Source organism: Serratia proteamaculans, from assembly GCF_008830365.1.
In the GTDB taxonomy this organism is placed as follows: Bacteria; Pseudomonadota; Gammaproteobacteria; order Enterobacterales; family Enterobacteriaceae; genus Serratia; species Serratia proteamaculans.
Genome location: NZ_WBKI01000005.1, coordinates 278,742 through 303,399, shown reverse-complemented (window position 1 = coordinate 303,399; position 24,658 = coordinate 278,742). Strand labels below are relative to the sequence as shown.

21 protein-coding genes and 1 rRNA gene are annotated in these 24,658 nt (G+C 55.7%); 4 read left to right on the top strand and 18 right to left on the bottom strand.

Annotated features, from left to right (window positions below; genetic code table 11):
- Together rrf and F8R23_RS18865 are read left to right on the top strand one after the other, a co-directional pair.
- Positions 1-77 (top strand): 5S ribosomal RNA (rrf, locus tag F8R23_RS24440); the annotation flags it as partial.
- Positions 78-312: 235 nt separating this feature from the next.
- A complete protein-coding gene (locus tag F8R23_RS18865) occupies positions 313-1,623 on the top strand; it encodes an MFS family transporter (protein ID WP_129937468.1) in 1,311 nt (436 codons plus the stop codon).
- A gap of 1 nt (position 1,624) precedes the next feature.
- Here F8R23_RS18865 and F8R23_RS18860 read toward each other — a convergent pair whose 3' ends face one another.
- From F8R23_RS18860 to trxC, 5 genes are all read right to left on the bottom strand, one after another.
- Entirely contained in the window at positions 1,625-1,957 is a 333-nt protein-coding gene (locus F8R23_RS18860) for a YfiM family lipoprotein (RefSeq protein WP_129937467.1), read from the bottom strand.
- Positions 1,958-2,036: 79 nt separating this feature from the next.
- On the bottom strand, positions 2,037-3,392 hold the full coding sequence (gene pssA / locus F8R23_RS18855) for a CDP-diacylglycerol--serine O-phosphatidyltransferase (RefSeq protein ID WP_165366395.1): 1,356 nt from the start codon (positions 3,390-3,392) through the stop codon (positions 2,037-2,039).
- A 153-nt stretch (positions 3,393-3,545) separates the two neighbouring features.
- Positions 3,546-6,194: a bifunctional acetate--CoA ligase family protein/GNAT family N-acetyltransferase gene (locus F8R23_RS18850; protein WP_129937465.1), complete on the bottom strand. Its 2,649-nt coding sequence runs from the start codon at positions 6,192-6,194 to the stop codon at positions 3,546-3,548.
- 33 nt (positions 6,195-6,227) lie between these two features.
- Positions 6,228-6,932, bottom strand: a complete 705-nt coding sequence (locus F8R23_RS18845) for a tRNA-uridine aminocarboxypropyltransferase (protein WP_129937464.1) — start codon at positions 6,930-6,932, stop codon at positions 6,228-6,230.
- 118 nt (positions 6,933-7,050) lie between these two features.
- Positions 7,051-7,470 carry a thioredoxin TrxC gene (gene trxC, locus F8R23_RS18840; RefSeq protein ID WP_012146452.1) on the bottom strand — a complete coding sequence of 140 codons (420 nt, stop codon included), beginning with the start codon at positions 7,468-7,470 and terminating at the stop codon, positions 7,051-7,053.
- A gap of 208 nt (positions 7,471-7,678) precedes the next feature.
- Here trxC and F8R23_RS18835 point away from each other — a divergent pair, with 208 nt between their 5' ends.
- Positions 7,679-8,779, top strand: coding sequence for a tRNA/rRNA methyltransferase (locus F8R23_RS18835; protein WP_085118450.1), 1,101 nt, complete (start codon positions 7,679-7,681; stop codon positions 8,777-8,779).
- A gap of 183 nt (positions 8,780-8,962) precedes the next feature.
- On the opposite strand, the gene emrB is transcribed toward F8R23_RS18835, so the two are convergent.
- From emrB to F8R23_RS18800, 7 genes are all read right to left on the bottom strand, one after another.
- A complete protein-coding gene (gene emrB / locus F8R23_RS18830; RefSeq protein WP_085118448.1) occupies positions 8,963-10,498 on the bottom strand; it encodes a multidrug efflux MFS transporter permease subunit EmrB in 1,536 nt (511 codons plus the stop codon).
- A gap of 17 nt (positions 10,499-10,515) precedes the next feature.
- Positions 10,516-11,688 carry a multidrug efflux MFS transporter periplasmic adaptor subunit EmrA gene (gene emrA, locus F8R23_RS18825; protein ID WP_129937463.1) on the bottom strand — a complete coding sequence of 391 codons (1,173 nt, stop codon included), beginning with the start codon at positions 11,686-11,688 and terminating at the stop codon, positions 10,516-10,518.
- A 150-nt stretch (positions 11,689-11,838) separates the two neighbouring features.
- On the bottom strand, positions 11,839-13,290 hold the full coding sequence (locus F8R23_RS18820; protein ID WP_099062754.1) for an efflux transporter outer membrane subunit: 1,452 nt from the start codon (positions 13,288-13,290) through the stop codon (positions 11,839-11,841).
- A 21-nt stretch (positions 13,291-13,311) separates the two neighbouring features.
- Positions 13,312-13,833 carry a transcriptional repressor MprA gene (gene mprA, locus F8R23_RS18815; RefSeq protein WP_085118444.1) on the bottom strand — a complete coding sequence of 174 codons (522 nt, stop codon included), beginning with the start codon at positions 13,831-13,833 and terminating at the stop codon, positions 13,312-13,314.
- 159 nt (positions 13,834-13,992) lie between these two features.
- Positions 13,993-14,346, bottom strand: coding sequence for an L-valine transporter subunit YgaH (gene ygaH, locus F8R23_RS18810; protein ID WP_099062753.1), 354 nt, complete (start codon positions 14,344-14,346; stop codon positions 13,993-13,995).
- The gene (locus F8R23_RS18805; RefSeq protein WP_129937462.1) at positions 14,336-15,082 is read right to left on the bottom strand and encodes an AzlC family ABC transporter permease; all 747 of its coding nucleotides are present in this window, start codon (positions 15,080-15,082) and stop codon (positions 14,336-14,338) included. Before F8R23_RS18805 ends, ygaH begins: the two co-directional genes overlap by 11 nt.
- 118 nt (positions 15,083-15,200) lie before the next feature.
- Entirely contained in the window at positions 15,201-16,400 is a 1,200-nt protein-coding gene (locus tag F8R23_RS18800) for an MFS transporter (RefSeq protein WP_129937461.1), read from the bottom strand.
- A gap of 104 nt (positions 16,401-16,504) precedes the next feature.
- On the opposite strand from F8R23_RS18800, the gene F8R23_RS18795 reads away from it, so the two are divergent.
- Positions 16,505-17,383, top strand: coding sequence for a LysR family transcriptional regulator (locus F8R23_RS18795; protein ID WP_151415894.1), 879 nt, complete (start codon positions 16,505-16,507; stop codon positions 17,381-17,383).
- Between the two features lie 37 nt (positions 17,384-17,420).
- Here the strand turns inward: F8R23_RS18795 and proX (F8R23_RS18790) are convergent, their stop codons facing one another.
- The 6 genes from proX (F8R23_RS18790) to F8R23_RS18765 form a co-directional block, all read right to left on the bottom strand.
- Complete coding sequence (gene proX, locus F8R23_RS18790) at positions 17,421-18,422, bottom strand: glycine betaine/L-proline ABC transporter substrate-binding protein ProX (RefSeq protein ID WP_112348535.1); 1,002 nt, start codon at positions 18,420-18,422, stop codon at positions 17,421-17,423.
- Positions 18,423-18,473: 51 nt separating this feature from the next.
- A complete protein-coding gene (proX, locus tag F8R23_RS18785; RefSeq protein ID WP_129938905.1) occupies positions 18,474-19,469 on the bottom strand; it encodes a glycine betaine/L-proline ABC transporter substrate-binding protein ProX in 996 nt (331 codons plus the stop codon).
- A gap of 62 nt (positions 19,470-19,531) precedes the next feature.
- On the bottom strand, positions 19,532-20,650 hold the full coding sequence (gene proW, locus F8R23_RS18780) for a glycine betaine/L-proline ABC transporter permease ProW (RefSeq protein ID WP_099062747.1): 1,119 nt from the start codon (positions 20,648-20,650) through the stop codon (positions 19,532-19,534).
- Complete coding sequence (gene proV / locus F8R23_RS18775; RefSeq protein ID WP_151415897.1) at positions 20,643-21,845, bottom strand: glycine betaine/L-proline ABC transporter ATP-binding protein ProV; 1,203 nt, start codon at positions 21,843-21,845, stop codon at positions 20,643-20,645. Before proV ends, proW begins: the two co-directional genes overlap by 8 nt.
- Positions 21,846-22,252: 407 nt before the next feature.
- Positions 22,253-22,939: a response regulator gene (locus tag F8R23_RS18770; protein ID WP_129937459.1), complete on the bottom strand. Its 687-nt coding sequence runs from the start codon at positions 22,937-22,939 to the stop codon at positions 22,253-22,255.
- Positions 22,940-22,950: 11 nt separating this feature from the next.
- Positions 22,951-24,549, bottom strand: a complete 1,599-nt coding sequence (locus F8R23_RS18765; protein WP_129937458.1) for an ATP-binding protein — start codon at positions 24,547-24,549, stop codon at positions 22,951-22,953.
- Positions 24,550-24,658: the final 109 nt, after the last annotated feature.

The window sequence follows — 24,658 nt, the reverse complement described above, 5'->3', positions numbered from 1 at the left end:
CCGAACTCAGAAGTGAAACGCCGTAGCGCCGATGGTAGTGTGGGGTCTCCCCATGCGAGAGTAGGACACTGCCAGGCATCAAACAAAGTCGAAAGCCTCATGCGAAAGCATGAGGCTTTTTGCTGTGCGCGCTATAAAGGAATTGCCGCGATCCCCCTCAATTTTCACCCCAGTCTTCAATGTGCATCACATAAATCACGCTATATTCTTCGCCCGCTATTTGTTTTAATCGTTAACCAAATACTAACAATTGAATCACATTTGAACGGCAGGACGCCGACTTCACTGTTTATCTGGCTCGGAGAATATAAAATGACAGAAACAACCTCGGCCATTGAGGGTGGGGATACCGCCGATCTGGCAGTTCAGGACAAAAAAAAACGTATTTTCGCGATTGTTGGGGCTTCATCCGGGAACCTGGTGGAGTGGTTTGATTTTTACGTTTACTCGTTCTGTTCTATTTACTTTGCCGCTTCGTTTTTCCCTGCCGGCAACAGCACCACTCAACTGCTGCAAACCGCCGGTGTGTTTGCCGCAGGTTTCTTTATGCGTCCGATCGGCGGCTGGTTATTCGGTTATATTGCCGATAAGCATGGCCGTAAAAACTCGATGTTGATTTCAGTCTGTATGATGTGTGCCGGATCCCTGGTGATCGCCTGCTTACCGACTTATGAATCTATCGGCAGTTGGGCGCCGGTGCTGCTGCTGGTTGCCCGCCTGTTCCAGGGGCTGTCGGTTGGCGGTGAATACGGCACCAGTGCCACCTATATGAGTGAGGTGGCGATAAAAGGGCGGCGTGGGTTCTATGCATCGTTCCAATATGTCACGCTGATTGGCGGCCAGCTGTTGGCGCTGTTGGTTCTGGTGGCACTGCAGCAAATCCTTTCGACTGAAGAACTCAAAGCCTGGGGCTGGCGTATTCCCTTTGCAATAGGGGCGGTATTGGCCGTAGTGGCGTTATATCTGCGCCGTTCACTGAATGAAACTTCCGATGCTAAAACCCGTAACCATAAGGATGCCGGTTCGCTGAAAGGGTTGTGGAAGAATCGTAAGGCCTTCCTGATGGTGCTGGGATTTACCGCCGGGGGGTCGCTGAGTTTTTATACTTTTACCACCTACATGCAAAAGTATCTGGTCAATACCTCTGGGATGGATGCCAAGCTGGCCAGCGGTATTATGACTGCCGCCCTGTTTATCTATATGCTGCTGCAGCCGCTGGTTGGAGCATTATCGGATAAGATTGGTCGTCGTAGTTCAATGCTGATCTTTGCTTCGTTTGCCACCTTACTGACGGTACCTATCCTGCTGACGCTGAAAAACGTCACCAACCCCTATGCGGCGTTTGGCCTGATCGTGCTGGCGTTGTTCATCGTCAGTTTCTATACCTCAATCAGTGGGTTGCTGAAAGCCGAAATGTTCCCGCCGGAAGTGCGGGCGTTAGGTGTTGGTCTGTCTTATGCGGTGGCTAACGCGATGTTTGGCGGATCTGCAGAATATGTTGCGCTGTCGCTGAAGTCGTATGGCATCGAGAACGCCTTCTTCTGGTATGTTTCCGGTATGTGTCTACTGGCGTTGATCGTTTCACTCCGTTTGCATCGCAGGGGGAAAGAGATCCAACTGTGAATCAGCGGGTGGCGTGGTAAAGGCTATAACCGGTAGCCGCTCCCGCTACGTCCCAGGCAAAATCCTTCCAGCTCCAGCCGGTGCCGCCCTCGCGACTGTCATACAGTTCTTTGGCGGCACCGAGCCCGATCGAGAACATCAGACCGAAGCTACGGCTGCTGGCCTCACTCCAGTTTTTATGGTCACCGTAAGCGGCACCGGCGGCGGCAAAGACGGCGGAAGAGACAAAATGCTGAGCCTTGTCTTTCCCGGTCCAACGGTCATTGGCCAGATGAGTGCAACCGCTGGTGAACAGTAAAAAGGGCAACACAGCCAGGCAGCGAAGTAGGCGCATAATGAAAACATCCTGTTGTCATGACACATAAAAAACCCCGGCATGGGCCGGGGTCTGCGATAGCTGAATTATAGCGCGGTTACAATATACGACTAATCAATCGGTCGATGCGGATACGGCGCAGACGACGGATCAACTTACGCACTTTGATCGGATATTCCTGGATGCTTTGCAAGTCCAGGTAGTGCCCTACCACGGTGGTATGGGTACGGATGCACTCTAGCTCTTTGTGCCGCTGCTCACGCAGTTCCTGCTTGGGATCGTGGATCAGAATGGCATTCTCCAGATCCAACCGCCAGGCGCGTGGGTTAAGGTTATTGCCGGTAATCAACTGCCATTCGTCATCCACCCACATGCCTTTCAGGTGGTAGCTATTATCGCCATCTTTCCACAGCCGAACAATCAGCTGGCCGGTATCGACATAACGCTGCAGGCGGCTGAGAAAGCGTCGCAGGTTAATTTCGTACAGGTAAGGCAGCGCGCCGATAATTTTGAACGGCTGATCTTCCGGAATATAGAAGTCATTAGCAGTTTTATCACCGACAATGATTTCCACCTGTTTGCCCTGACGCAGCAGATAGATGATATTGCGCACCAACAACGCAGGCAGGTTGAAGTAGGGGGTACACAGCGTCAGTTTCTGATCGGCGCTGGACATCAGGTGGTGAATGGTTTTATTCAGCACGCTTTGTTTACCCAGGCCAACCAGCGGCGTTACCGCCAGCTCATCGTTGCTCGCCTTGTTACTAAACTGATAGCCGGTGTGGCGCAGGCCGAAGCGAAACAGGCGCGTTTCGTTTTTGATCTCTGGGCTTTTGGGACGATCGTCACGATCCAAACGTTGTACGGCGCCGGCGGTGAGCAGGTGCTGTTTGATGTAATCGATCAGGGTATTGGCCAACGGGTTGTTGGTGATCAACTGGTAGCGATCGTAGCGGTATTTCTCATGCTGATGCAGGTAAACGTCGTTGATACTGGCACCGCTGTAAATCACGGTATCGTCGACAACAAAACCTTTCAGATGCAACACGCCCAAGGCTTCACGGGTATTGACCGGCACGCCGTATATTGGCACAGGCAACCCCGGATGCTGGTCTGCCATGGCGCAGTACCAGTCGGCATTGGTATTGGCGGCCGCGGCACCGATGCGCCCACGCTGGGCGCGATGCCAGTCGACCAGAATGCAAATCTCCAGCTCGGGACACCGCTGCTTCGCCTGATAAAGTGCGTTGAGAATATCGCGCCCGGCGTCGTCGTGCTCCAGATACAGAGCGACCAGATAAATGCGTTGGGTGGCGTTAGCGATTAATTCCAGCAGGGTGGCGCGGTAATCAGACGGTGTGTACAAAGTGCGTACATCAGCTACCGTCTGGGGGAGTTTGGGCAGTTGTGCAAGGTGTTGTTGATGTTTGCTACGTTTAAATTTTGACAACATCACAGTGCGCTTCTTCTCTCATGATTAGATGGCCTGAACGCCAAATACGGAAAAACAATAAATCGAATAATCGGGCGATAATACCACTAGTTGCCTCGATTGTGCGTATGTTTTGGCGTTAAGTGGTGGATTCGTAGCGCATTGCGACACAGGTCACTGCGCTTCTTCCGCCTGCAGCGGTAGGGTCAAATTGACGATACCGTCCTCCAGTTGCACATCGATACCGAAACCCAGCCGTTGTGCCAGTCCTATCATGCCGCGGTTGTTTGGCATGGTGATCCCGGTCAGACGGGTCAGCCCGTGGGCACGGGCATAGGCAATCATTTTTTCCAGCAGTTGACGGCCCAGTCCCAGCCCTTTCAGGTCGGAGCGCACCAGCACGGCGAATTCCGCATCGGTATTGTCCGGATCAGACAGGGCGCGTGTTACACCGATGATCTGTTCATCGCGCACGGCGACAAAAGCCATCTCCCGATCGTAGTCGATCTGCGTCATGTTAGCCAAATCGTCATGGGTAAACTCGTTGATCTCACTGAAGTAGCGATAGTAGAGATCTTCCTTGGTCACGCGATCGATAAAGTGTTTCAGCGCAGGTTCATCCTCCGGCAGGATTGGTCGGAACAGGCATTGTGAGCCGTCTTTCAAGCCAATGGTTTCTTCCAGCTCATGAGGATACGGGCGGATGGCCAGCCGTGCCTGCGGGTCACCCTCAAAGGGAGCAAGCTGCATGGAAACGTCCAGCAGGGTGAATTCGCTGCCGGAGGCCAGTACCGGGTGGATATCCAGCCGGGTGATTTCCGGGCAGTCGAGGATCAGGTTGGATACCTGAACCAGCAGGCGGCTCAGTCCGGGAATATCCAAAGGTCTCAGGGCACTGCGCCCGCGGATCTTGCCGCCTTTCACTGCCTGCAATACCAGATAGCGCGCCAGCGCCATATTCAGCGGTGGTAACGCCACTGCGACCTGATTTTCCTGCCGCCATTCGATGCCGCCTTCACCCAGCATGATCAGTGGGCCAAAAATGGCATCCTGTTCCACCGCTATACGCAATTCCTGAGCGCCGGCGCGGTTGGCCATGCTCTGTACCAGCAGGCCATGAATACGCGCCTGTGGATAGGTGCGTTTTACGCGGTCGAGAATAGCCTCTGCGGCACGCTGCACCTCGGTGGCGGTGCGCAAATAGAGCATAACGCCCTGGACTTCAGACTTATGGGGAATATCCGGCGAACGCAGCTTTAAGGCGACCGGGTAGCCAATTTGTTCGGCTATATGCACCGCTTCGGCGCTGTCTTCGGCAATCCAGGTCGGTAGCGTCGTCAGGTCATAGGCCTGCAGAATGGATTGCACCTCGTGGGTATCGAGCTGAGTAGCGCCTTCGGCCAGCGCCTGCTGAATCAGCCTATGGGCATCGGCGGTATTGGCGGTCAGGCCGACCGGGAGTGCCGGCGTCTCTTTGAGCTGTTTCTGATTACGCCGGTATTCCACCATATGCATAAACGCGGTCACCGCGCCTTCCGGGGTACGGTAGGTTGGAATGCCGGCCTCGGTGAACAGCCGCCGGGCTTCCTGCGAAGAGTATTCGCCGCACCAGTTGGTGAGCAGCGTAATGCGTTTACCGCGTGGGTGTTGGCGCACTGCCTCGATAATCCGTTCGGCGGTGAGGGTGCCCGGTGCCGCTGCGCTTGGCGCGTGGATCAGCAGCAGGGCGTCGTAATCATGGCTGTCGAGCAGCGTTTTGACCGCCGCCAGATAACGTTGTGGCGTCGCATCATCGCGCAGATCGCTTGGATTACCCGCATGGATAAACTCGGGCAAAGCCTCACCAAGCTGAGCCAGAATTTCATCCCCTAACTGTGCCAGCTTGCCGTTGCGGCCCAGCAGTTCGTCCAGGGCCATCGCGGCCGGTGCGGCGCCGTTGCTGACGATCATCAACCGCTCTCCGCGCAGCGGGTGCATATGGCTAAGGGTTTCTACTGCCGAGAACAACTCGTGGGTATCCTGCACGCGCAGCAAACCGGCGCGCTGGATGGCGGCATCGTAGGCGGCATCCAACCCCTGTTGGCTGTTGAGCAACAGTTGAGCCTGCTGGCTGCGACCGCTTTTAACCACCAGAATCGGCTTGTTGCGTGAAGCGCTGCGCGAGGCGGATAAAAAGCGTCGCGCGTCGCTGATATTTTCCAGGTACAGCAGGATGGCGCTGGTTTTACTGTCGCGCGCCAGAAAATCCAGCAGGTCGTCGACGTCAATATCCAGGCTGTCGCCCAGCGCGATAAAATAGGAAAAACCGACTTCACGCTGTTGCGCCCAGTCGAGAATGGTATTGGCCACGGCGGCGGACTGGGAAATAAACGCCAGCTTGCCCTTGAGGATTGGCACCGGTGAAAAACTGGCGTTGATGCCTTGCCACGGTGCCAGCAGGCCCAGACTGTTTGGCCCCAGCAGGCGCATCGAATAACGCTGTGCGCAGGCTTTCAGCTCGGCAAACTGTTCCGGCGGGGAGGAGAGCACAATGGCGGTTTTGCAGCCGCGTTGCCCCAGATCTTCAATCAGTGCCAGGTTGCGCTGTGCGTGGGTGCAAAGTATCGCCAAATCGGGGCTGATTGGCAGGCTGGCGACGTCCGGGTAGGCCATGACACCGCACACGGCCTTGTAGCGTGGCGTCACCGGCATCACCGGCCCGTTGAAGCCACCGGCCAGCAGGTTGCTCATCATCAGGTTACCGGCGCGGCCGGGCTGTTGTGAAGCGCCGAGAACGGCAATCGATTTAGGACGTAAAAGCGCTTCTAACCCTCGCTGGCTCATGCACGACTCCTTTAGGCAACGTTACGCCTGATTCTAGGCGTTTTGCGACGGCTTTGCTGTGACCGGTGCCTCCGGTCGGGTAGGTTTCCCTGCCAGATACTGTTGACGGAAATAGTGAAAATGCTGTGCAAGTCCGTCGGCAGCGGCCACATCACCGGCCTGCTGCAACAGCGCTGTCGCCACTTCGGCCGTGCAGTGCTGCTCGGTGCGGCTGGCTTCACGCAGTTGGTAGTTGGAAGCGGCGGTCACGTTGAGTGAGAACACCGGGAACTGATTGAGGTACGGGCTTTTACGGAACATTTTGCTCGCCTCGGTCCAGGTGCCGTCGAGCATAATAAACAGCGGCGGTTTACCACCGGCGGGCAGTTCGCTGAATACCGGCCGCTCGGGTGCAGCATAGGACGCGGGAAACACCACGTAAGGTTGGCGTTCGGGATCGTTAATTGCTGCCAGCAGAGCTGGGTCTACTTCGGTGCGTGACCAAAGAAATGCCTGAGTCTCCGGCAGAATATCGGCGATCAGTCGGCCGGTATTGCTCGGCTTCAGCGGCTCTGCACCAAACATTATCAGGCAAAAACGACTGGCGGCTGGTTGCGGCTGAATAGTGTCACACAGGCAGTTCTTATGGGGCAGCAGGCAGGCCTGACAACGCGGTACGCGGTTGCCGCGCGCCAGAAAGGGGCGGGTAGAGCGTTCCAGACGAATTTGGCGCAGGCGAAGTACGGCGTTGTCGGTCATAAAGATCCCGGGGAAAACCGCCATTGTAACGCAGAAAAAAGCCCGACGGGAGCATTCGGGCTGGATTGGATCCTGGCGGTGTCATCCACAATGGGCAACACCGCCTATACTTTCTGCGTTAAACTAGTTCATTGAGCCAGTTATCGAACGGCGTTTTCGGCATGGCGCCGTTGAGCATATCGACCATTTTCCCTTCGCGGAACAGCATAATGGTCGGGATGCTGCGAATGCGGAAGCGGGCGCTCAGTTCCGGTTCGGCCTCGGTATTCACCTTCACGAAGCGGACTTTGCCGGCGCGTTCTTCGGCGACGTCTTCGAAGATCGGGGCAAAACTGACGCAAGGCCCGCACCACGGCGCCCAAAAATCGACCACTACCGGCAAGCCATCTTGCAACAGCGAGTCCAGAGTGGCAGCGGTGGCGTTGATTACCTCGCCGTCAAAGAGCGCATGGCCACAACGGCCGCATTTCGCACCGTCAGCCACTCGTTCTTCAGGGACGCGGTTGGTGGCATTACAAGCTGGACAAACTGTATTCATGATGACCTCGGATACTGAGAAAGCACGACACACCGCACTCGGGTTGCGGATATGTTTCTTTAATGCTGCTTATTATCGTTAAAAGTGGGGCAATGAACAAAGAGGTTTGTTCGATGAATACGATAGTTGTTAGCTTTTAGCGCAAGTAGGTGGCTTAGCACCCTAACATCAGGTAATCTTCGCGCCCTGCGCGTTGGTGGAGAAGAAAATGAACGATTCATTTAGTGGCAAGAACGGTAAAGTTAAAGTGATGTACGTCCGCAGTGACGACGACAGCAGCAGCGACGACCGTAACAAGAATAAGCGTCCGGCCGGCAAAGGCCGTCCGGCAGACGGTGCGCGCACTTCGGGCCGTACCGGTCAGGACAAGCCGCGCGGTAATAATGATCGCCGTGGCTCTGGCACTGATTCCCGCCGCAGTGAAAGCGATCGTCCTCGCCGTCCAGCGCACACTGAAGACCGTGGCGGTTATGATTCGCCGTGGAAAACCGTGTCACGTGGCCCGGAAGAAGAGCCGGCGTTTGATCACGGTGGCATCAGCGGTAAAAGCTTTATCGATCCAGAGCAGTTGCGTCGTCAGCGTGCGGAAGAAACGCGCGTTTACGGTGAAAACGCCTGTCAGGCCCTGTTTGCCAGCCGCCCGGATGCTATCGTCCGCGCCTGGTTTGTACAGTCGGTCACGCCACGTTTTCGTGAAGCACTGCGCTGGATGGCAGCGAACCGCAAAGCCTACCACGTGGTGGATGAAGAAGAGCTGGCCAAAGCATCCGGCACCGAACACCACGGCGGCGTCTGCTTCCTGATTAAGAAGCGCCAGGGTCTGGATGCGCAAACCTATCTGAAAGAAGCTCCGGCGAAAGACTGCGTGCTGGCATTGGAAGAAGTGGGTAACCCGCACAACCTGGGTGCTATTGTCCGTTCTTGCGCTCACTTTGGCGTTAACGGCGTATTGCTGCAGGATCCGGCGGTGCTGGAATCAGGTGCTGCGGTGCGTACGGCTGAAGGCGGCGCGGAACACATCAAGGCAATTAACGCCGATGATTTCCTGTCGGTGCTGGATACCTTCCGCAAGGCGGGTTACGCCATCGTCACTACCTCGAGCCACAAAGGGACCCCACTGGCGCAGGCTAAACTGCCGGCCAAAATGGTGCTGGTACTGGGCCAGGAGCGTGACGGCCTGAGCGACAGTGCCTGGCAGCAGGGTGACATGAACGTGTCTATCGGCGGTACCGGCAAGGTGGAAAGTCTGAACGTATCGGTCGCGACCGGCATTTTGCTGGCTGACTGGTGGCGTCAAAACCAGGCCTAATATACCCGTCGCCTTTCAAGCCGCAGCGTTGTTACCTGCACTAACTCACCCCAGTTACTTACTAGAGTAAGCGCCTGGGGATGAGTGAGTTGGTCGCCTAGCTACAACTTGAAATTCATAGGGTATACATAATATTTTATAAAAAAACGGGCACCCTGGGGCGCCCGTTTTGTTTTCTGCTGTTTAGTGAGCGCCGCCGCCCCCACCGCCGGAGCTGAATGGCGGTTTCGCCACCCAGACCAGCGCCAGCAGGATCAGGAACACCCCAGCCGACAGCCAGAATATCTCGTTAGCCGAGATAATCAGCCCCTGCGCGGTGATCTCGTTGGCGATATAGGCCGACGCCTGCTGCTTGCTCATGCCAATCTGTTCCAGTTGCCGGTACATGTCCTGCGACTGCGGGCTGTAAGGATTCACAAACTCCGCCAGCTGCGAGTGATGCTGCGACTCGCGTTGCGTCCACAGGGTGGTGGTGATCGACGTCCCGATCGACCCCGCCAGCGTACGGGTAAAGTTCGACAGGCTTGATGCCGCTGCCATACGTTCCGGCGGCAGGCCGGACAGCGTAATGGTGGTCAATGGCATAAAGAAGCAGGCGATGGCGAAGCCCTGGACAAACTGCGGCCAGGCCGAGGCACCAAAGTCCATACCCGGTTCAAAGGTATAGGCGCGCCAGTAGAAGCACACGGCATACATAATGAAGCTGAAGGTTACCAGTCGGCGCATGTCGAGCCGGTTACCGAACTTACCGATGATCGGCGACAGCAATACCGGTATCAACCCGATAGGTGCCGAAGCCAGACCGGCCCAGGTGGCGGTATAGCCATACACCTCCTGCAGCAACTGCGGCAATAGCACAATGGCACCGAAGTACAGCATATAGGCCAGACTGATACACAGGCAGCCGACGGTAAAGTTGCGCGACTTGAATAGCGACAGATCCACCACCGGGTGGTCGTCCGTCAGTTCCCAGATTATCAGGAACACCAGCGCCACCACCGCGACTACCGTCAGCACTATTATCTCGGTCGAGTTGAACCAGTCCAGCTCCTTGCCCTGATCGAGCATCACCTGCAGCGAACCAATCCCGACGATCAACAACACCAGACCGATGGTGTCGATCGGTTTGATCTCGGTTTTGGTTTCCCTGCCTTTCAACGTCGACATCGCCACCAGGATCACCACGGCGCCAATCGGGATGTTGATGAAGAAGATCCAGCCCCAGTGATAGTTGTCACTGATATAACCGCCGAGGATAGGCCCGAATATGGGCGCGACGATCACCGTCATTGACCATAGCGCCAAGGCCATCGCTCGCTTGGCGGGCGGATAGTTGTTCAGCAACAGACTCTGCGACAGCGGGATCAACGGCCCCGCGACCACACCCTGGATCACGCGGAAGAAGATCAGCATGCCCAGACTATTGGAAATACCGCACAACCATGAAGCGAGCACGAACAGCGCGGTGGACCACAGGAACAGTCGCACTTCACCGACGCGCTTTGCCAGCCAACCGGTAATTGGGATCGAGATGGCGTTCGCCACGCCAAACGAGGTGATCACCCAGGTGCCCTGCGAGTTGGAAGACCCGAGGTTACCCGCAATGGTCGGGATCGCCACGTTGGCAATGGTGGAGTCCAGTACCTGCATAAAGGTCGCCATGGCGAGCGCGACCGTCATCCAGGCGAGCTGGGCACCTTCAAGCGGTTTCTGTGCCAAGGTAGCCTCCCACGCGCTTAGCCGGCATTCGCATGGATCACGTCGGCGATCATCTGGTTAACCGGTGCCAGGTTCAACGCCAGTGCGTTGGTCTGGTACAGCGGCTTGTCACGCACCACGTCAGACAGCACGCGGCCATCGAGGTTGGTGGTGTCAACTTTCACCAGCGTCGACAGACCAATACGCAGCGGATGATCGGCGATTTGTTTGGCGTCCAGCTCAATACGAACCGGCAGACGCTGAACCACCTTGATCCAGTTACCGGTGGCATTCTGGGCAGGCAGCAGTGAGAAAGCGCTGCCGGTGCCCATATCGATACCGACCACTTTGCCGCTGTACACCACGTCGTCACCGTAAATGTCACTGACCACGGTGGCCGACTGACCGATACGCATATTGGCGATCTGGGTTTCTTTGAAGTTGGCGTCCACCCAGATGCGATCGGCAGGAACCACCGCCATCAGCGGGGAACCGGCGGCGATTTGCGCGCCAACCTGTACGCTGCGGCGAGACACATAGCCGGTGATCGGGCTGATGATTTTGGTACGTTGCAGCGCCAGCCAGGCGTCACGCATTTGCGCAGCGGACTGTTGAATCGCCGGCTGTTGCTCCAGCGGGGTGTTCAATACCATCGCCTGGTTGGCGTTGTATTGTTGAACCGCCACTTCCAATGCCGCCTTGGCGCTGTCGACCGCATCACGCGCATGTTGCAGTTCTTCACGGCCGATGGCGTCAAGGCTGCCCAGTACCACGCGGCGTTTCAAGTCGTTCTCCGCTTTGCTCAGGTCGGACTTGCGCAAAGCAATGTTGGCCTGATACTGCTTGCTGTTGATGATCAACTGGTGGGTCTGACGCACGCTGTTGGCCAGGCCGGTTTTGGCGCGTTCGAGCGCCTGTTCGGCATCGGTCGGATCCAGCGTGAGCAGCACATCCCCCTGCTTCACGTAGTCGGTATTGTCGAAGTTGACGCTGTTAACGCTACCGTTCACCTGGGCCATGATCTGCACCTGGTTGCCGGCCACATAGGCGTCGTCCGTTTCCTGATGATGACGCAACACCAGGAACCAATAAACTAAATATGCCACCCCAATAACAACGAAAATAACCGTCAGCAACAGCAGCCAAAATTTACGCTGTTTCTTTTTGCCGGCCGGTTGTGGCGGGGTCTGAGTCTCCGCACTTACACTCATGGTGTTCTCCAAGCTCTCTTTACCCTTCATATTTGCAGCTGTATCGGTGTTGGCTTCGCTCGCTCACCCGAATCACTTACATGAGTAAGCTCATCGGGATTCGTTCCCTTGCCGCCTTGATACAGCTTCAACTATTTTGGGTGGATTTTATTATGCTTTTGAATCCGCAGCGACCGGGGCCTGATAGCCACCGCCCAGCGCACGGATCAGTCCTATCTTCGCCTGCAGCAAGTTGCTGTTGGCATTCAGTTCCGCCTGTTGCTGCTGCAAGAGCTGCGTCTGGCTGGTTAACAACTGGTCGCGCCCGATAATCCCTGCCTGGTATCGAGCGTTAGCGACGCGGTACACCTGTTGCATCGATTGGGACGCAGATGCCGCCTGCAGCTGCTGTTGCGCAGTGCTTTGTTGGACGGTGATGGCATCGGCAGTTTCCTGCACGGCATTCAGGATAGTTTGGTTATAAGATTCCACTGCCTGGTCATACAGCGCGGACTCCTCACCCAGCTTGCTGCGCAGCGCACCGGCGTGGAAGATCGGCAATGAAATCGCCGGCATCACGTTCCAGGCCTGGCTGGCCGCTTCAAACAGATTCGGGCTGGTCCCACTGGTGTTAGTGGTGGTCAGGCCGGCAAAGGCTGAAATGGTCAGGCTGGGGTAAAATTCTTTACGGGCGGCGCTGACGCGTTGGTTATAGGATTCAACCAACTGACGTTGTGCAGTGATATCCGGGCGTTTGCCCAGCAGATCGGCAGTCAGCTCACCTTTTGGCGCCATCAGAGTGCTGGCGGGCAGAGCCACCGGGCGCAGGTGTTGCATGGCGCTCGGGCCCTGGCCGGCCAACGCAGCCAACTGGTGTCTAAGTTGTTCAATCTGCGATTGCAGTTGCAGGATCTGCTGCTTGGCGCCGTCGGCTTGCGCCTGACTTTGCTGTGGAACATCAACGCCGGTGATGCCAGCTTTATATTGCTGTTGACGCAAATCTGTCAGGCGTTGGTTGTTGTCCACTTCCTGCTGCAGCAATTTTTCCAGCGCGAAATTGCTCTGCAACTGGTAATAGGCAGAGGCTACCGAACTGGTCAGCGTCAGCGCAGCTTGTTCCTGCTCGGCGCGGGCCGCATCGACCTGTGCCTTGGCGGCGTTAACCTGATTGCGGTATTTACCCCACCAGTCAAATTCATAGGCCAGGTTCAGCCCCAGCGAGTTGGAGCTCTCGTAGATAGGCTTATGCGGATAGCCCAGTCCCATGTTGACGTTCTGCGGGACTTTCTGGCGGTTGCTGCTGGCGTTCAGATCCAGATTCGGGCCGTTGGCCGCGCTGGCTTCGCCCACCACGCTCTGTGCTTCACGCACGCGACCGGCCGCTTGTCGCAGCGTCGGTGAGCTTTGCAGCGTCTGGGTCATCAGGCTATCGAGCTGAGGATCGTTAAGCGAACGCCACCACTGTGGGCTAACGTTCAGCGAGCTGACCTTCGGCTGTGACAGTTGCAGGCTCTGCGAGTCCATCAGGGTGGATTGCGGGGCAATATTGTCGGTAGAGGCACACCCGGCCAGCAGCAATACGGCGAACAGCGGGGTGAATCTCCAGTTAAACGGGGATCGCATAGTCGGTTACCTGAACAGAAATTATTGGGATAACTGTCCTGAAACTTCCATCTGGTCCAGACGCGTTAACAGTTTGCGCGTCAGCTGTTCTAGCTGTTGCTGTTCATCATCGTTCAGCGTGGACCACAGGAAATGCAGACATTTGTGCTGCGGTGGCAGCAATTGGTTGAGAAACTCTTCTCCCTGCGGCGTCATGTGCAGATGCAGGCAACGACGGTCATGGTCGCTTTCCCGGCGTTCAATCCAGCCGCGTTTTTCCAGTTCATCGGCAATCCGCGTGGCATTGGTCCGTGACGAGCCCAGGGCAGAGCTTAGCTCAGAAGGCTGAATGCTGTGACTTTCCTGCGCATCCAGAGTAATCAGCGCCATAAACAGGGTTTCGTTAATCCCTTGTGCCTTAAGCATTTTATTGCGATTTTCCAGCAATTTGCTTTGCATGTGCATGCACAGCCGGGTCAGCAGGATTTCCTGATAAGGGAAGTCTTTCTGACGTTTTGCACGGAAATTAAGCATTTGTTCAATGGGAGTAAACGAGCTTTCCATAATTTGGGGCCTCATTAATTTCGTTCGAGATAGTAACGATAGTGATTAATAATGTAAATCTTCAGCCATGCGAATAATTTAGCAATTCGTGTCATTTGTAAGTTATTTGTCAACGACCTCTTCGCGAGCGACAGCCCAGAATGGAGGGAATGGACAAAATCAAAGGCTGGCTGAACTGAGAATCATAAATATTTTTAACGTGACACCAAAGGCGACTGCGCCGCTCAACGTCGACAGAATGATGCTTTTACTGCGGTAAAAGCACAGTCCCAGCGCTGCGAAACCGACCAGCGTTGGCCACAGCTTGTCTGGTTCGCGCATCACCACCGGCGTGCTGGAAACCACCAGCAGCGCACAAATGGAGGCGATACCAATGCTGTCGAGCAATAGCGCGGTTTTGCCACGTTTGATCCCCGGTTGGGCACGCGCCGGTGCCAGGCGTAAGGGTAAGTAGCGAAACAGGTAATTTGCGCAACCGACCACCAGGCCAATCACCACCACATCAGTGTTCATCAATCGCCTCCGATACGCTGGGTTGGAACAGGGCGGCAATACAGCCGGCGCTGATGCCGGCCAAGATGGCGACGGGAATAGAAAACAGCACCACACCGAGCAGTGCGCCAGCCAGTGCGGCGGCGATGGTCAGACTTTGCGGACGCCTGAAGGCCGCCAGCAGGAAGCTGAGGAACAGCGCCGGCAACATAAAGGATAACGAGGCTTCAATCACCGGGTATTGCTCCAGCGGCCCGTTACCAAACAGTGCACCGATGGCGGTGCCCGCTACCCAGGAAAGCCAGGAGCACAGTGAAATACCGATCATCCAGTTCTCGCTCCAGCTGCGGTTATTACGCATCAGCTTGGCGGTAGCGGCGGCGAACACCTCGTCGGTCAGGCCGAAGGCCCAGAGTGCAGTTTTGCCGCCCGACATGCGTGAGACGATGCGGTGGCGCAGGGCGGGGCCATACAGCAGATGCCTTATGTCCATTGCCATCACGGTCAGCGCGGAAACCCACAGTGACATTCCGGCACTCAGCAGGGCAGTGATCACAAACTGGCTGGCACCGGCATAGATAATGCAGGAAAAGAAGATGCTTTCCAGCGGGGAGAACCCCAGCTTAACGGCGCTCAGGCCAAAGGCAAAAGCCACCGGCACATAGCCGATGACGATCGGTAAACTGTCGACGACGCCGTGGGTGAAGGTAGAGCTGACGGCAGGGGGATTAAGGCTTTCTGCAGCTTGGCTTTGCATTTTTATTAGTGTCGCAGGATAGAGATTAATAGTTCATCTGCAGAACATTACCAGAGAGTGAGTAATGTTTATACCCTGCGGCGCTAATAAATTTCGAATATGACTATTCGCTTGCTAATCAGATCGTCGCCGGTCCTTGCGGATCATGATGCTTGCCGCGCCACCAGGTCAGCAGGTTGAGCAGACACAAAATGCCCCCGGCCGTGGCAACGCCAGTCCAGCCGGCATGTTGATAAGCCGAGGCTGACAGCAGTGAGCCGAGCGCACCACCGATGAAATAGCTGGTCATGTAGCCGGCGGTCAGACGGTTGCGTGCTTCCGGCATAATCCGGTAAATCACGCTTTGGTTAGTAACGTGTACGGCCTGTACGGCGAGGTCGAGGATCAGGATACCGACGATCAACGCCCACAAGGATTGTTTAGCGAAAGCGATGGGTATCCAGGAAAGCAGCAGCAGCACCAGGCCCACGGTGGTGGTTAAACCGCCCTTACCCTGATCCGCCAAATGCCCGGCTCGTGAAGCCGCCAATGCACCGGCAGCGCCTACCAGGCCAAACAGGCCAATCACCCCTTCGGAATAACCAAATGGCGGTGCTGCTAACAGAAAAGCCATCGAGGTCCACAGCACGCTGAAGTTGGCGAATGACAGTGCCCCGAGTATCGCGCGGGTACGCAGCAGGGGGGTACCGCAAAACAGGGTGAAGATAGATTTCAGCAACTGCGGGTAATTCAGCCCCGAATGCTGCTTGTAACGCGGCAGTGCGCGCCACAGGATCAGCGCCATCAGGATCATCAGCACGCTGGCTACCCAGTAAATGGTGCGCCAGCCGCCGATCGACGCCAGCGCTCCGGCCACGGTGCGCGCCAGCAGAATGCCGAGCAGCAGGCCGCTCATAATAATGCCGACGGTTTTGCCGCGCTTCTCCGGATGGGCCAGGGTGGCCGCCAGCGGCACCAGAATTTGCGCCACCACCGAGAACAGCCCGGTGAGGGCGGTGCCGAGAATCATCATCGGCAAGGTGGTGGAACTGGCGGTGATCAGCATGCCGCCCGCGGCCAGCAGCGTCATAAAGACGATCAGCCCACGGCGTTCAAACATATCTCCGAGCGGTACCAGCAACAGCAGGCCAACGGCATAACCCAACTGGGCGGCGGTAACGATAAAACCGGCCTGATTCACCGACAGATCAAAGTTTTGGGCGATGGTTTCCAGCAGCGGTTGCGCGTAGTAGTTACTGGCGACGGCCAGACCGGTGGCGATGGCGATCAGCACGATCAGCGCCGGACTGAGACCCGGCTGTGAATGTTGTTGGCTCATAAGATATTAATCACAGAGAAAAGTTAGCCGAAGTATCGGGCACGACAGCCGGTGAAACCAATGTATAATTTTCATTTGATTAATCTCATTTCGCGATAGATACCATGAACCTGAAACAGATCCGCTTTGCGCTGGCGGTAGCCGAAGAGCAGAGCTTTACCCGGGCCGCGCAGCGTTGCCATACGGTGCAGTCGGCCCTCAGCCACCAGATCGCCAAACTGGAAGAGGAGCTGGACTGTACATTGTTCGAGCGCACCTCGCGTCGGGTCAGACTGACCACCGCAGGGCAGGCGTTTATACAACCGGCGCAACGGCTGCTGGCGGCGAAACAGGCGCTGGTGGAAGAAGTGGTTGCCGCCAGCGGTACCGTATCCGGCACCCTGACCATCGGCACCATTTCAACCATAAACGCGATTGATCTGACCGAAAAACTGGGCAACTTTCATCGCCATTATCCGGCGGTGAATATCCGGCTGTACGTGGGCATGAGCGAAGCATTGCTGGAAGATGTACGCCAACACAAGACGGACGTGGCGTTTGTCGGTATCTGGCCGGGGGATATTGATATGCTGCCGGTGTCGCATCGGCAGCTAACTGATGAGCCGTTAGTCGCGCTGGTGGCGACGCAGCATCCGCTGGCCAGTCGTCAGCGGGTCAATCTGCAAACCCTGTCAGAAGTGCCGCTGGTGGACTTTTACAGTGGGACCGGTGCCCGGCGGCAGACCGACCGTGCGTTTCAGGCGGCGGGCATCAAGCGGCATGTCAGTTTTGAAATTGACCATATCGAATGGCTGGAGAATCTGGTGAGGCGTGGGTTGGCGGCTGGCATTGTGCCCATCTCGACGGCACAGCGTTTGAGTTCGCTGGTGTCGATCCCGATTGAGGATGGTCCACGGCGACAGGTGTACTGCGTATGGCCGCAGCCGCTGTCCAGAACCGCCGAGCGGTTTTTGCAGTTTAGTGGGATAGGTATTGCCGAATGAAGAGCGTCGGGGCGCAGTGGCCTGCGCCCCGGTGTTATTACTTCTTCGCGGCTTCTGCGGCGGTTTTCACCCAGCCGTCGAAGGTGGCCTGATGTGCTTTGATCCAGCCGTTAACGTGGCTCTGGATATCGGCTTCGGACGCCTGACCTTCATGCATACGCAGGTTCTGCGCATTCACATCGCTAATCGGCAGCTTCATGATGGCAAACAGCTTGGCAGCCGCCGGGTTGGCTTCAGCCCATTTTTTGTTGGCAGCAATGCGCATGGTATTCACCGGGAAACCATAGTTGGCCCCGTTTGGCAGCTTGGTATCCATATCTTTCATCTCGCCAGGCATGGCGGAGAAGGGAACCTGTAACCAGACAACGTCACGACCCGGAACCAGCACGTCACTCACCCAGTAAGGCGTCCAGGTGTAATACAGCACCGGCTTGCCTTCTTTGTAGCGGGTAATGGTATCGGCAATCATCGCTGCGTAGTTGCCCTGGTTGTGTTCGACGGTCTTATCCAGGCCGTAGGCCTTGATGTGATGATTAATCGCCGCTTCGCAGCCCCAGCCTGGCGTACAGCCGGTCAGATCGGCCTTGCCGTCACCGTTGGTGTCAAACAGCTTGGCGATCTTCGGATCTTTCAACTGCTCAACATTGGTGATGTGGTATTTATCGGCGGTTTTCTTGTCGATCAGGTAACCCTGTGCTGCGCCGTTGACGTAAACCCCTTCACGGTAGAATTTGGCATCGCCACCGGCTGCCTTGTACTGATCGGCGTGCAGCGGATCCCAGTTCACCGCCAGGAAGGTGGCATCACCAGAAGCGATCGAGGTGTAGGCGACGTTATAGTCGACTTCACGGGTGTCTTTGACGTCATAGCCCAGCTTTTCCAGCGCTTTGCTGACCAGCAGCGTCTGGAAGGTCTCTTCAGAGATGGTGCTCTGCACCGGCTGAACGGAGATGCCTTTGCCTGGCAAGTCTGCGGCGGAGACCGCCTGTGAGCTAATCAGTGTGGTAAGGGCAACCGCCCAGATTCCTGTAGTGCGCATAGTGAAATACCTTTTTTATGTTATGAAGCCGGGATTTCCGGCACGTCGGGATTATTTCGCTGCCGCAGCAGCGGTGCTGACCCAGCCATCAAAGGTGGCCTGATGGGCTTTAATCCAGCCGTCTACGTGGCGTTGTATATCGTCGGCGCTGTTCTCGCCCTTGTGCATACGCAGGTTCTGCGCGTTAACGTCCGCCAACGGCAGTTTCATGATGGCGAACAGCTTGGCCGCCGCCGGGTTGGCCTGCGCCCACAGCTTGTTGGCGACGATATGCTCGTTATTGACGAAGAAGCCGTAATTTTTGCCGTTCGGCAAGGCGGTATCCTTGTCTTTCAACGAACCCGGGCTGGCGGAGAACGGCACGGTCAGCCAGACCACATCGCGGCCGGGCACCAGTTCGTCGCTGACCCAATACGGCGTCCAGGTGAAGTACAGCACCGGTTTGCCCTGTTTATAGCGGGTCAGGGTGTCGGCGATGATGGCGGAGTAGTTACCCTGGTTTTGAGTAACCGTGTTGCTCAGGCCATAGGCTTTGATATGCGTGTTGATCGCGCTGCCGCACACCCAGCCGGGCTCACAGCCGGCCAGATCGGCCTTGCCGTCACCGTCGGCATCAAATAGCCTGGCCAGCTTGGGATCTTTCAACTGGGAAATATCGCTGATGTGGTATTGATCAGCCGTTTTCTTGTCGATCAGATAACCCTGTGCCGCATTAGTGATATAGGCGCCCTGGCGATAGAACTTTTTGTCGCCGCCGGCGCTTTGGTACATGTCGGTTTGAAGCGGATCCCAGTTTACCGCCATGTAGGTGGCGTCACCGGAAGCGATAGAGGTATAGGCAATATTGTATTCCACCTCGGCGGTGGGCTGGACGTTATAGCCCAGCTTGACCAGCGCACGGTTGACCAGCTCGGTCTGAAAGCTTTCTTCGGCGAGGGTGCTTTGCAAGGGTTTAACCGTGACGCCTTTGCCGGGAAGTTCGACGGCGAACGCCTGTGTGCCAAGCAATGAAGTCAGGGCAAAAGCCCAAATTCCTGTCGAGCGCATAGTGGTTCCTTCGATTTTATTCGTGCTGTCGGTGCCCCCGGCCAGCGCCGGGGGCAGGGCGATTAAGGCTTTTTGATGAAGGGCCGGGTGACCAGGCCGATGGGGCCGTGTGCGTACCAACGTCCCATGCCTTTGCTGCGGCGATCGCGCCCCAGCGACTGGGTAAGGCGGTCGAGAATAATCGCCAGGATCACGATACCGACCCCGCCGACGGCGGCCAGCCCCATATCGAGACGACCGATACCGCGCAGTACCATCTGGCCCAGACCGCCGACGGCGATCATCGAGGCGATCACCACCATCGACAGTGCCAACATCAGCGTTTGGTTTACCCCGGCCATAATGGTCGGCATCGCCAGTGGCAACTGCACTTTAAACAGCAGCTGGCGCGGGCTGGCACCAAAGGATTCAGCGGCTTCGATCAGATCTTCCGGCACCTGTTTGATGCCCAGGATAGTCAGCCGCACGATCGGCGGCAGGGCGAAGATAATGGTGACCACTACTCCGGGCACGTTACCGATACCGAACAGCATGACAATCGGCACCAGATAGACGAAGGCCGGCGTGGTCTGCATGGCGTCAAGCAATGGCCGTATGATTTTCCCTGCGTGCTTGCTGCGCGCCAGCCAGATGCCGAGTGGCAACCCTATGACGATACAGAAGAACAGGGCGGTCAATACCAGCGCTAGCGTCACCATGGCCTGCGACCAGGCACCAATAGCGCCGATGGCTATCAGCGAGACCAGCGTAGCGGCACCCATGCTGAGGCTGGAGAGCTGCCAGGCAATGAGCGAGAACAGCAGAATGGCGATCGGAGCCGGCATACCGAGCAGCAATTGTTGAAAACCGCTGAGGATAAAATCGACCGGCACGCGGATCCCCTGGAACAGCGGGCGAAAGTGCAGCACCAGCCAATCAATGCCGTGGGTGACCCAGGAGTCAAAGGGTATCCAGGTCTTGTGGAACGGATCCAGCAGGTTGAAGTGCTCCGGCTGGACTGGGGCGCTATTCAGCCAGTCTGAGCCTTGAGCGGCCTGACTGGCGGCGTCATGGGTCGCCGGTGGTGGCGTACTGGACCAGGCATCGCCGGCGGGAGCTGCCGAGTTTGCAGCGTCAGCGGCCGGTGCGGCACTGGGGTCGACAGGCGCAGTGGCCCAGGGATCTTGTGTTGTATCACTCATTCGTTGGGCCCTCTTTATCCAGGGCCTGCAACAGCATGGCCTTGGAAATGATTCCGATATAGTTGTTTTCTTCGCAGACCACAGGTACCGCGCAAGGCGCCAAAGCGACCAATGAAATCAGTTCGCTTAGCGGCATGTCGGCCGGTACCGGGGCGGGCGCTTCCAGCAGGGCATCATCCAGCGTCAGATTGGCCGCCAGTGCCTGCTTGAGCGAATCTACCGACACCACGCCGATAAATTTCTTTCCGCGTTCAACAACATAACCATAATCACGATCTTCATCGCGCAGCAGCTGTAACGCCGACCGAGGACCAAAACCGGGGGTTTTACGAATAAGCGCTACCGGACGACGCTTGGCGATATCCTTGGCGCTGAAAACATGGCTGACATCTACGCCACGGAAGAAGGTACGTACATAATCGTTGGCCGGATTATTTAATATTTCCTCCGGCGTGCCGACCTGAATCACCTCACCGCCTTGCATGATGGCAATACGATCGCCAATGCGCATAGCTTCGTCCAAATCGTGAGAAATAAAGACGATGGTGCGCTGATGCTGGGCCTGTAATTTGACCAGCTCATCCTGCATTTCGGTACGGATTAAGGGATCGAGCGCCGAGAAGGCTTCATCCATCAATAATATATCCGGATTATTTGCCATGGCGCGGGCTAATCCTACGCGCTGGCGCATGCCACCGGAAAGTTCATCAGGATAAGCATAGGCATAATTCTCCAGTCCTACCTGACGCAGGGCTTCCAGTGCTTTATCCTGGCGTTCCTGAGGAGGAATGCCGGCTAATTCCATGCCAAATGCAGTGTTATTCAATACATTCATATGTGGCATTAAAGCGAATGATTGAAACACCATGCTGATCTTATTACGACGTACGGTACGCAGTGCGCTGTCGGATATTTTCGATATATCCTCGCCATCAATCAGCACCTGTCCGCGGGTGGGTTCTATCAGACGATTGAGAAGGCGTACCAGGGTGGATTTTCCGGAACCGGAAAGCCCCATGATGACAAATATCTCGCCTTCTTCAATGGCCAGAGAGGCGTCTTTTACGCCTAATGATAACCCGGTTTTTTCAAGCAGTTGGTCTTTTGTCAGACCTTTCTCAATCAGTTTGAATGCGCGATCCGGATGTTCGCCAAATATCTTATACAGGTTCTTTACTTCGAGTTTAATTGCCATGCAATTTGCTGTTTCCTCTGATGAATTATCAAACGATAAAAAATGTCCCAATAGAAAATAATAGTCCCCTATACCCTAACACAGTGGATATCTGAGACAACCCTCAATGTCCGCTGAATGGGATATTAGCGATTTACATCAACATTTCTATTGGTTATGGTAGTGCGGTGAATATTCAATTATTTGCGTTTGATATTCCCCGTAAACGCTTGGTTTTAAGTAAAAATAATCCCATTGTATTAACGCTATTATTTACTCGCTGAGTCGTCTTATCAGACAATAAAAAACCCGACCAGAGGTCGGGTAAAAGTCATCAGTATTTCATCAGTTTTTAACGACAGGTGCCGATATCGAGGGGATATCGTCGCAGGCATATTATCCGCTTAATATGACAGCCTGATGTCAGCCTACGCCTTGCGATACAGGCGGCGTGGATGGCCAATATTGCCGTACATCATCTCTACGCGTACGAACTGGGTAGCGACGCAATATTCCAGATAACGCCGGGCGGTAGTTTTACTGATACCGACCTGTTCGACCACGTCTTCCACCGCGTGCGCAACCTCCGGCTGTTCGATAAACAGCGCCTGCACCAACTCCAGCGTATTGGTTTCAATGCCCTTGGCGCTGGGCTCGCTGGAGAACTGTTTGGATTGCAGGTTATACAGCGCGTCGACGTTGCTTTGGTCGATCACCTTAAAGGTGCGCTGGGTTTGAACAAACTGCATAAAGCGTTCCAGCGAGTTGCGCAGTCGTTTGTAGGACACCGGTTTAATGATGTAATCGAAAGCGCCGTTGCGGATCGCCTGGCTGCAGGTGTTCATATCGCTGGCGGCGGTAATGAAGATCACCGAACAGCCGGGATTTTTCACTGCGGCTTCCTCCATTAGCTCAATCCCCTGGCCGTCCGGCAAAAAGTTATCCAGCAGGATTAACCGTGGCTGGTGGGTTTTGACCTTGGCTCTGGCCTCGGCCAGCGTGGCGGCATAGGCCACCACCCGCAGAGCAAAGTTCTGCTCAATGAACTCGGCGTGCAGCGTGGCCAACTGCGGCTCATCTTCCACGATCAAAACGTCCAGTGCTTCTGGTTGCATTATTCGGGTGCTCAAGATTGTTTAGGGATAAACAAAGAAAAAATGGTGCCGTGCGGCTCGTTGTCCGACACTTCTATGCTGCCATGCGCCTGCGCTACGTGGCTGGCGACCAAATGCAGGCCGATGCCGTGGTCACCTTTGTCATCTTTGGTGGTGACGCCTTGTTCGAACAGCGTATCACGCACCTCGGGGGCAATGCCGGTACCGCGATCGGCCACTTCAATCACCAACTCATTGCCGTTATCGCTAATATAGAGTTCTACCGCTTCATGCGGCGCATCGCAATGCAGCGTAGCGTCAACCGCATTATCCAGCAAATTGCCAATGATCGACATCAGTTCGGTTTCGTTCAGCGCCGCCGGGATTTGCCCCAGCTGACAGGCGGGATCGAAGCGCAGCTCAACGCCTTTTTCCTTCGCACTGGAGTACTTGCCCAACAGCAGGCCGCAAAGTGCCGCAGAACTGAAACGCTGAGAAATAAAGTCGAGGATCTCCTGTGCGCCTTCCGACTGAGCCTCAACATAACGGATCGCTTCGTCGTAGCGCTGCATATGTAACAGCCCGGCGAGGGTGGCGGTCCAGTTGAGCTGTTCATGGCGCATGATACGCAGGTTGTCAGCGTAGCGTTTGACCTGGCTGAGTTGGCTGCTCAAGGTATTGATGTCGTTCTTGTCGCGGAAGCTGATCACCCAGCCTTGCAACTCTTCTTCCTGCATAATCCGTACCCGGCTGGCGATGACCCGCACGTGGTTGAAACGGCAAACCTCATCATGGGTGTCGTGTCCCAACTGGGAAGCGCCGAAAAAGTCCGGCTGTGACTGGATCAGCTCGCCAATTTCACGTCCCATCAAGGCCCCGGCGGGTTGACGCAGATCCAGTAATTCACGTGCTGCGTGGTTGATGGTGATGATCTGCAACTGGGGATCGACGGCAATTACACCCTCATAAATCGCTTCCAGCAGGGCCTTTTGTTGGCGCACCAGCAGCGCAATTTCCTTCGGCTCCAGCCAGAACATCTGGCGTTTTAAATTCTTCGATAACAGCCAGGAAAAGACAAACAGGGCGATTAATAACATCACAATCGACACCACAATTTGCGTCAGGGTTCTGGCATTCAGGTTATCGATATGTGATTTCAGATAGCCGACCGAGACAATACCGATAACCTTATTATTGTCATCCATAATCGGTGCTTTGCTACGCAATGAAATTCCGATGCCGCCTTTGCGGATGGAAATAATACTTTTGCCTTCCAGCACCTCTTGGTTATCGCCGCCGACCATCGGGGTACCGACACGATCAGTATATTCAGAGTGGTAAAGATGCCGGGTTTGTTTATCGCCGATCACGATATAGCTGGCATCACTGCTGGCACGTATTTTTTTCATCAGCTCGGCGATTTTTACCGGATCGTTTTTTTCCACTGCGGTGACCAGGGACGGGATCAGGGCAATCTCCCGCGCCTGTACTTGCGCCCGCGCGCCGAGGTCGCGGTGCAACTGGGCATCCAACTGATAGTAGGTATAAGCACCGATAAAGGTTAACAGCACACAGGAGAAGGCGACCAGGCACAGGAATAGCTTGATTTGAAATGAGAGTTTTATGCGCATGGCCTGGGGGGCGTCCTGAGAGATCCTGAGCGCTTACCCTATCATGAGTCGTGGTTAATGTAATATTGCGCCCGATCAACTTGTGATCGCCGCCACGGGTTTATCCTTA

Coding starts and splice junctions, on each gene's coding strand:
- proX (WP_112348535.1), bottom strand. CDS start 18,422: ATGCGCACTACAGGAATCTGGGCGGTTGCCCTTACCACACTGATTAGC.
- ygaH (WP_099062753.1), bottom strand. CDS start 14,346: ATGAACACTGATGTGGTGGTGATTGGCCTGGTGGTCGGTTGCGCAAAT.
- F8R23_RS18865 (WP_129937468.1), top strand. CDS start 313: ATGACAGAAACAACCTCGGCCATTGAGGGTGGGGATACCGCCGATCTG.
- F8R23_RS18850 (WP_129937465.1), bottom strand. CDS start 6,194: ATGAGCCAGCGAGGGTTAGAAGCGCTTTTACGTCCTAAATCGATTGCC.
- trxC (WP_012146452.1), bottom strand. CDS start 7,470: ATGAATACAGTTTGTCCAGCTTGTAATGCCACCAACCGCGTCCCTGAA.
- F8R23_RS18765 (WP_129937458.1), bottom strand. CDS start 24,549: ATGCGCATAAAACTCTCATTTCAAATCAAGCTATTCCTGTGCCTGGTC.
- proW (WP_099062747.1), bottom strand. CDS start 20,650: ATGAGTGATACAACACAAGATCCCTGGGCCACTGCGCCTGTCGACCCC.
- F8R23_RS18820 (WP_099062754.1), bottom strand. CDS start 13,290: ATGCGATCCCCGTTTAACTGGAGATTCACCCCGCTGTTCGCCGTATTG.
- proV (WP_151415897.1), bottom strand. CDS start 21,845: ATGGCAATTAAACTCGAAGTAAAGAACCTGTATAAGATATTTGGCGAA.
- F8R23_RS18835 (WP_085118450.1), top strand. CDS start 7,679: ATGAACGATTCATTTAGTGGCAAGAACGGTAAAGTTAAAGTGATGTAC.
- pssA (WP_165366395.1), bottom strand. CDS start 3,392: ATGTTGTCAAAATTTAAACGTAGCAAACATCAACAACACCTTGCACAA.
- F8R23_RS18860 (WP_129937467.1), bottom strand. CDS start 1,957: ATGCGCCTACTTCGCTGCCTGGCTGTGTTGCCCTTTTTACTGTTCACC.
- emrA (WP_129937463.1), bottom strand. CDS start 11,688: ATGAGTGTAAGTGCGGAGACTCAGACCCCGCCACAACCGGCCGGCAAA.
- F8R23_RS18805 (WP_129937462.1), bottom strand. CDS start 15,082: ATGCAAAGCCAAGCTGCAGAAAGCCTTAATCCCCCTGCCGTCAGCTCT.
- mprA (WP_085118444.1), bottom strand. CDS start 13,833: ATGGAAAGCTCGTTTACTCCCATTGAACAAATGCTTAATTTCCGTGCA.
- F8R23_RS18795 (WP_151415894.1), top strand. CDS start 16,505: ATGAACCTGAAACAGATCCGCTTTGCGCTGGCGGTAGCCGAAGAGCAG.
- F8R23_RS18800 (WP_129937461.1), bottom strand. CDS start 16,400: ATGAGCCAACAACATTCACAGCCGGGTCTCAGTCCGGCGCTGATCGTG.
- F8R23_RS18770 (WP_129937459.1), bottom strand. CDS start 22,939: ATGCAACCAGAAGCACTGGACGTTTTGATCGTGGAAGATGAGCCGCAG.
- proX (WP_129938905.1), bottom strand. CDS start 19,469: ATGCGCTCGACAGGAATTTGGGCTTTTGCCCTGACTTCATTGCTTGGC.
- F8R23_RS18845 (WP_129937464.1), bottom strand. CDS start 6,932: ATGACCGACAACGCCGTACTTCGCCTGCGCCAAATTCGTCTGGAACGC.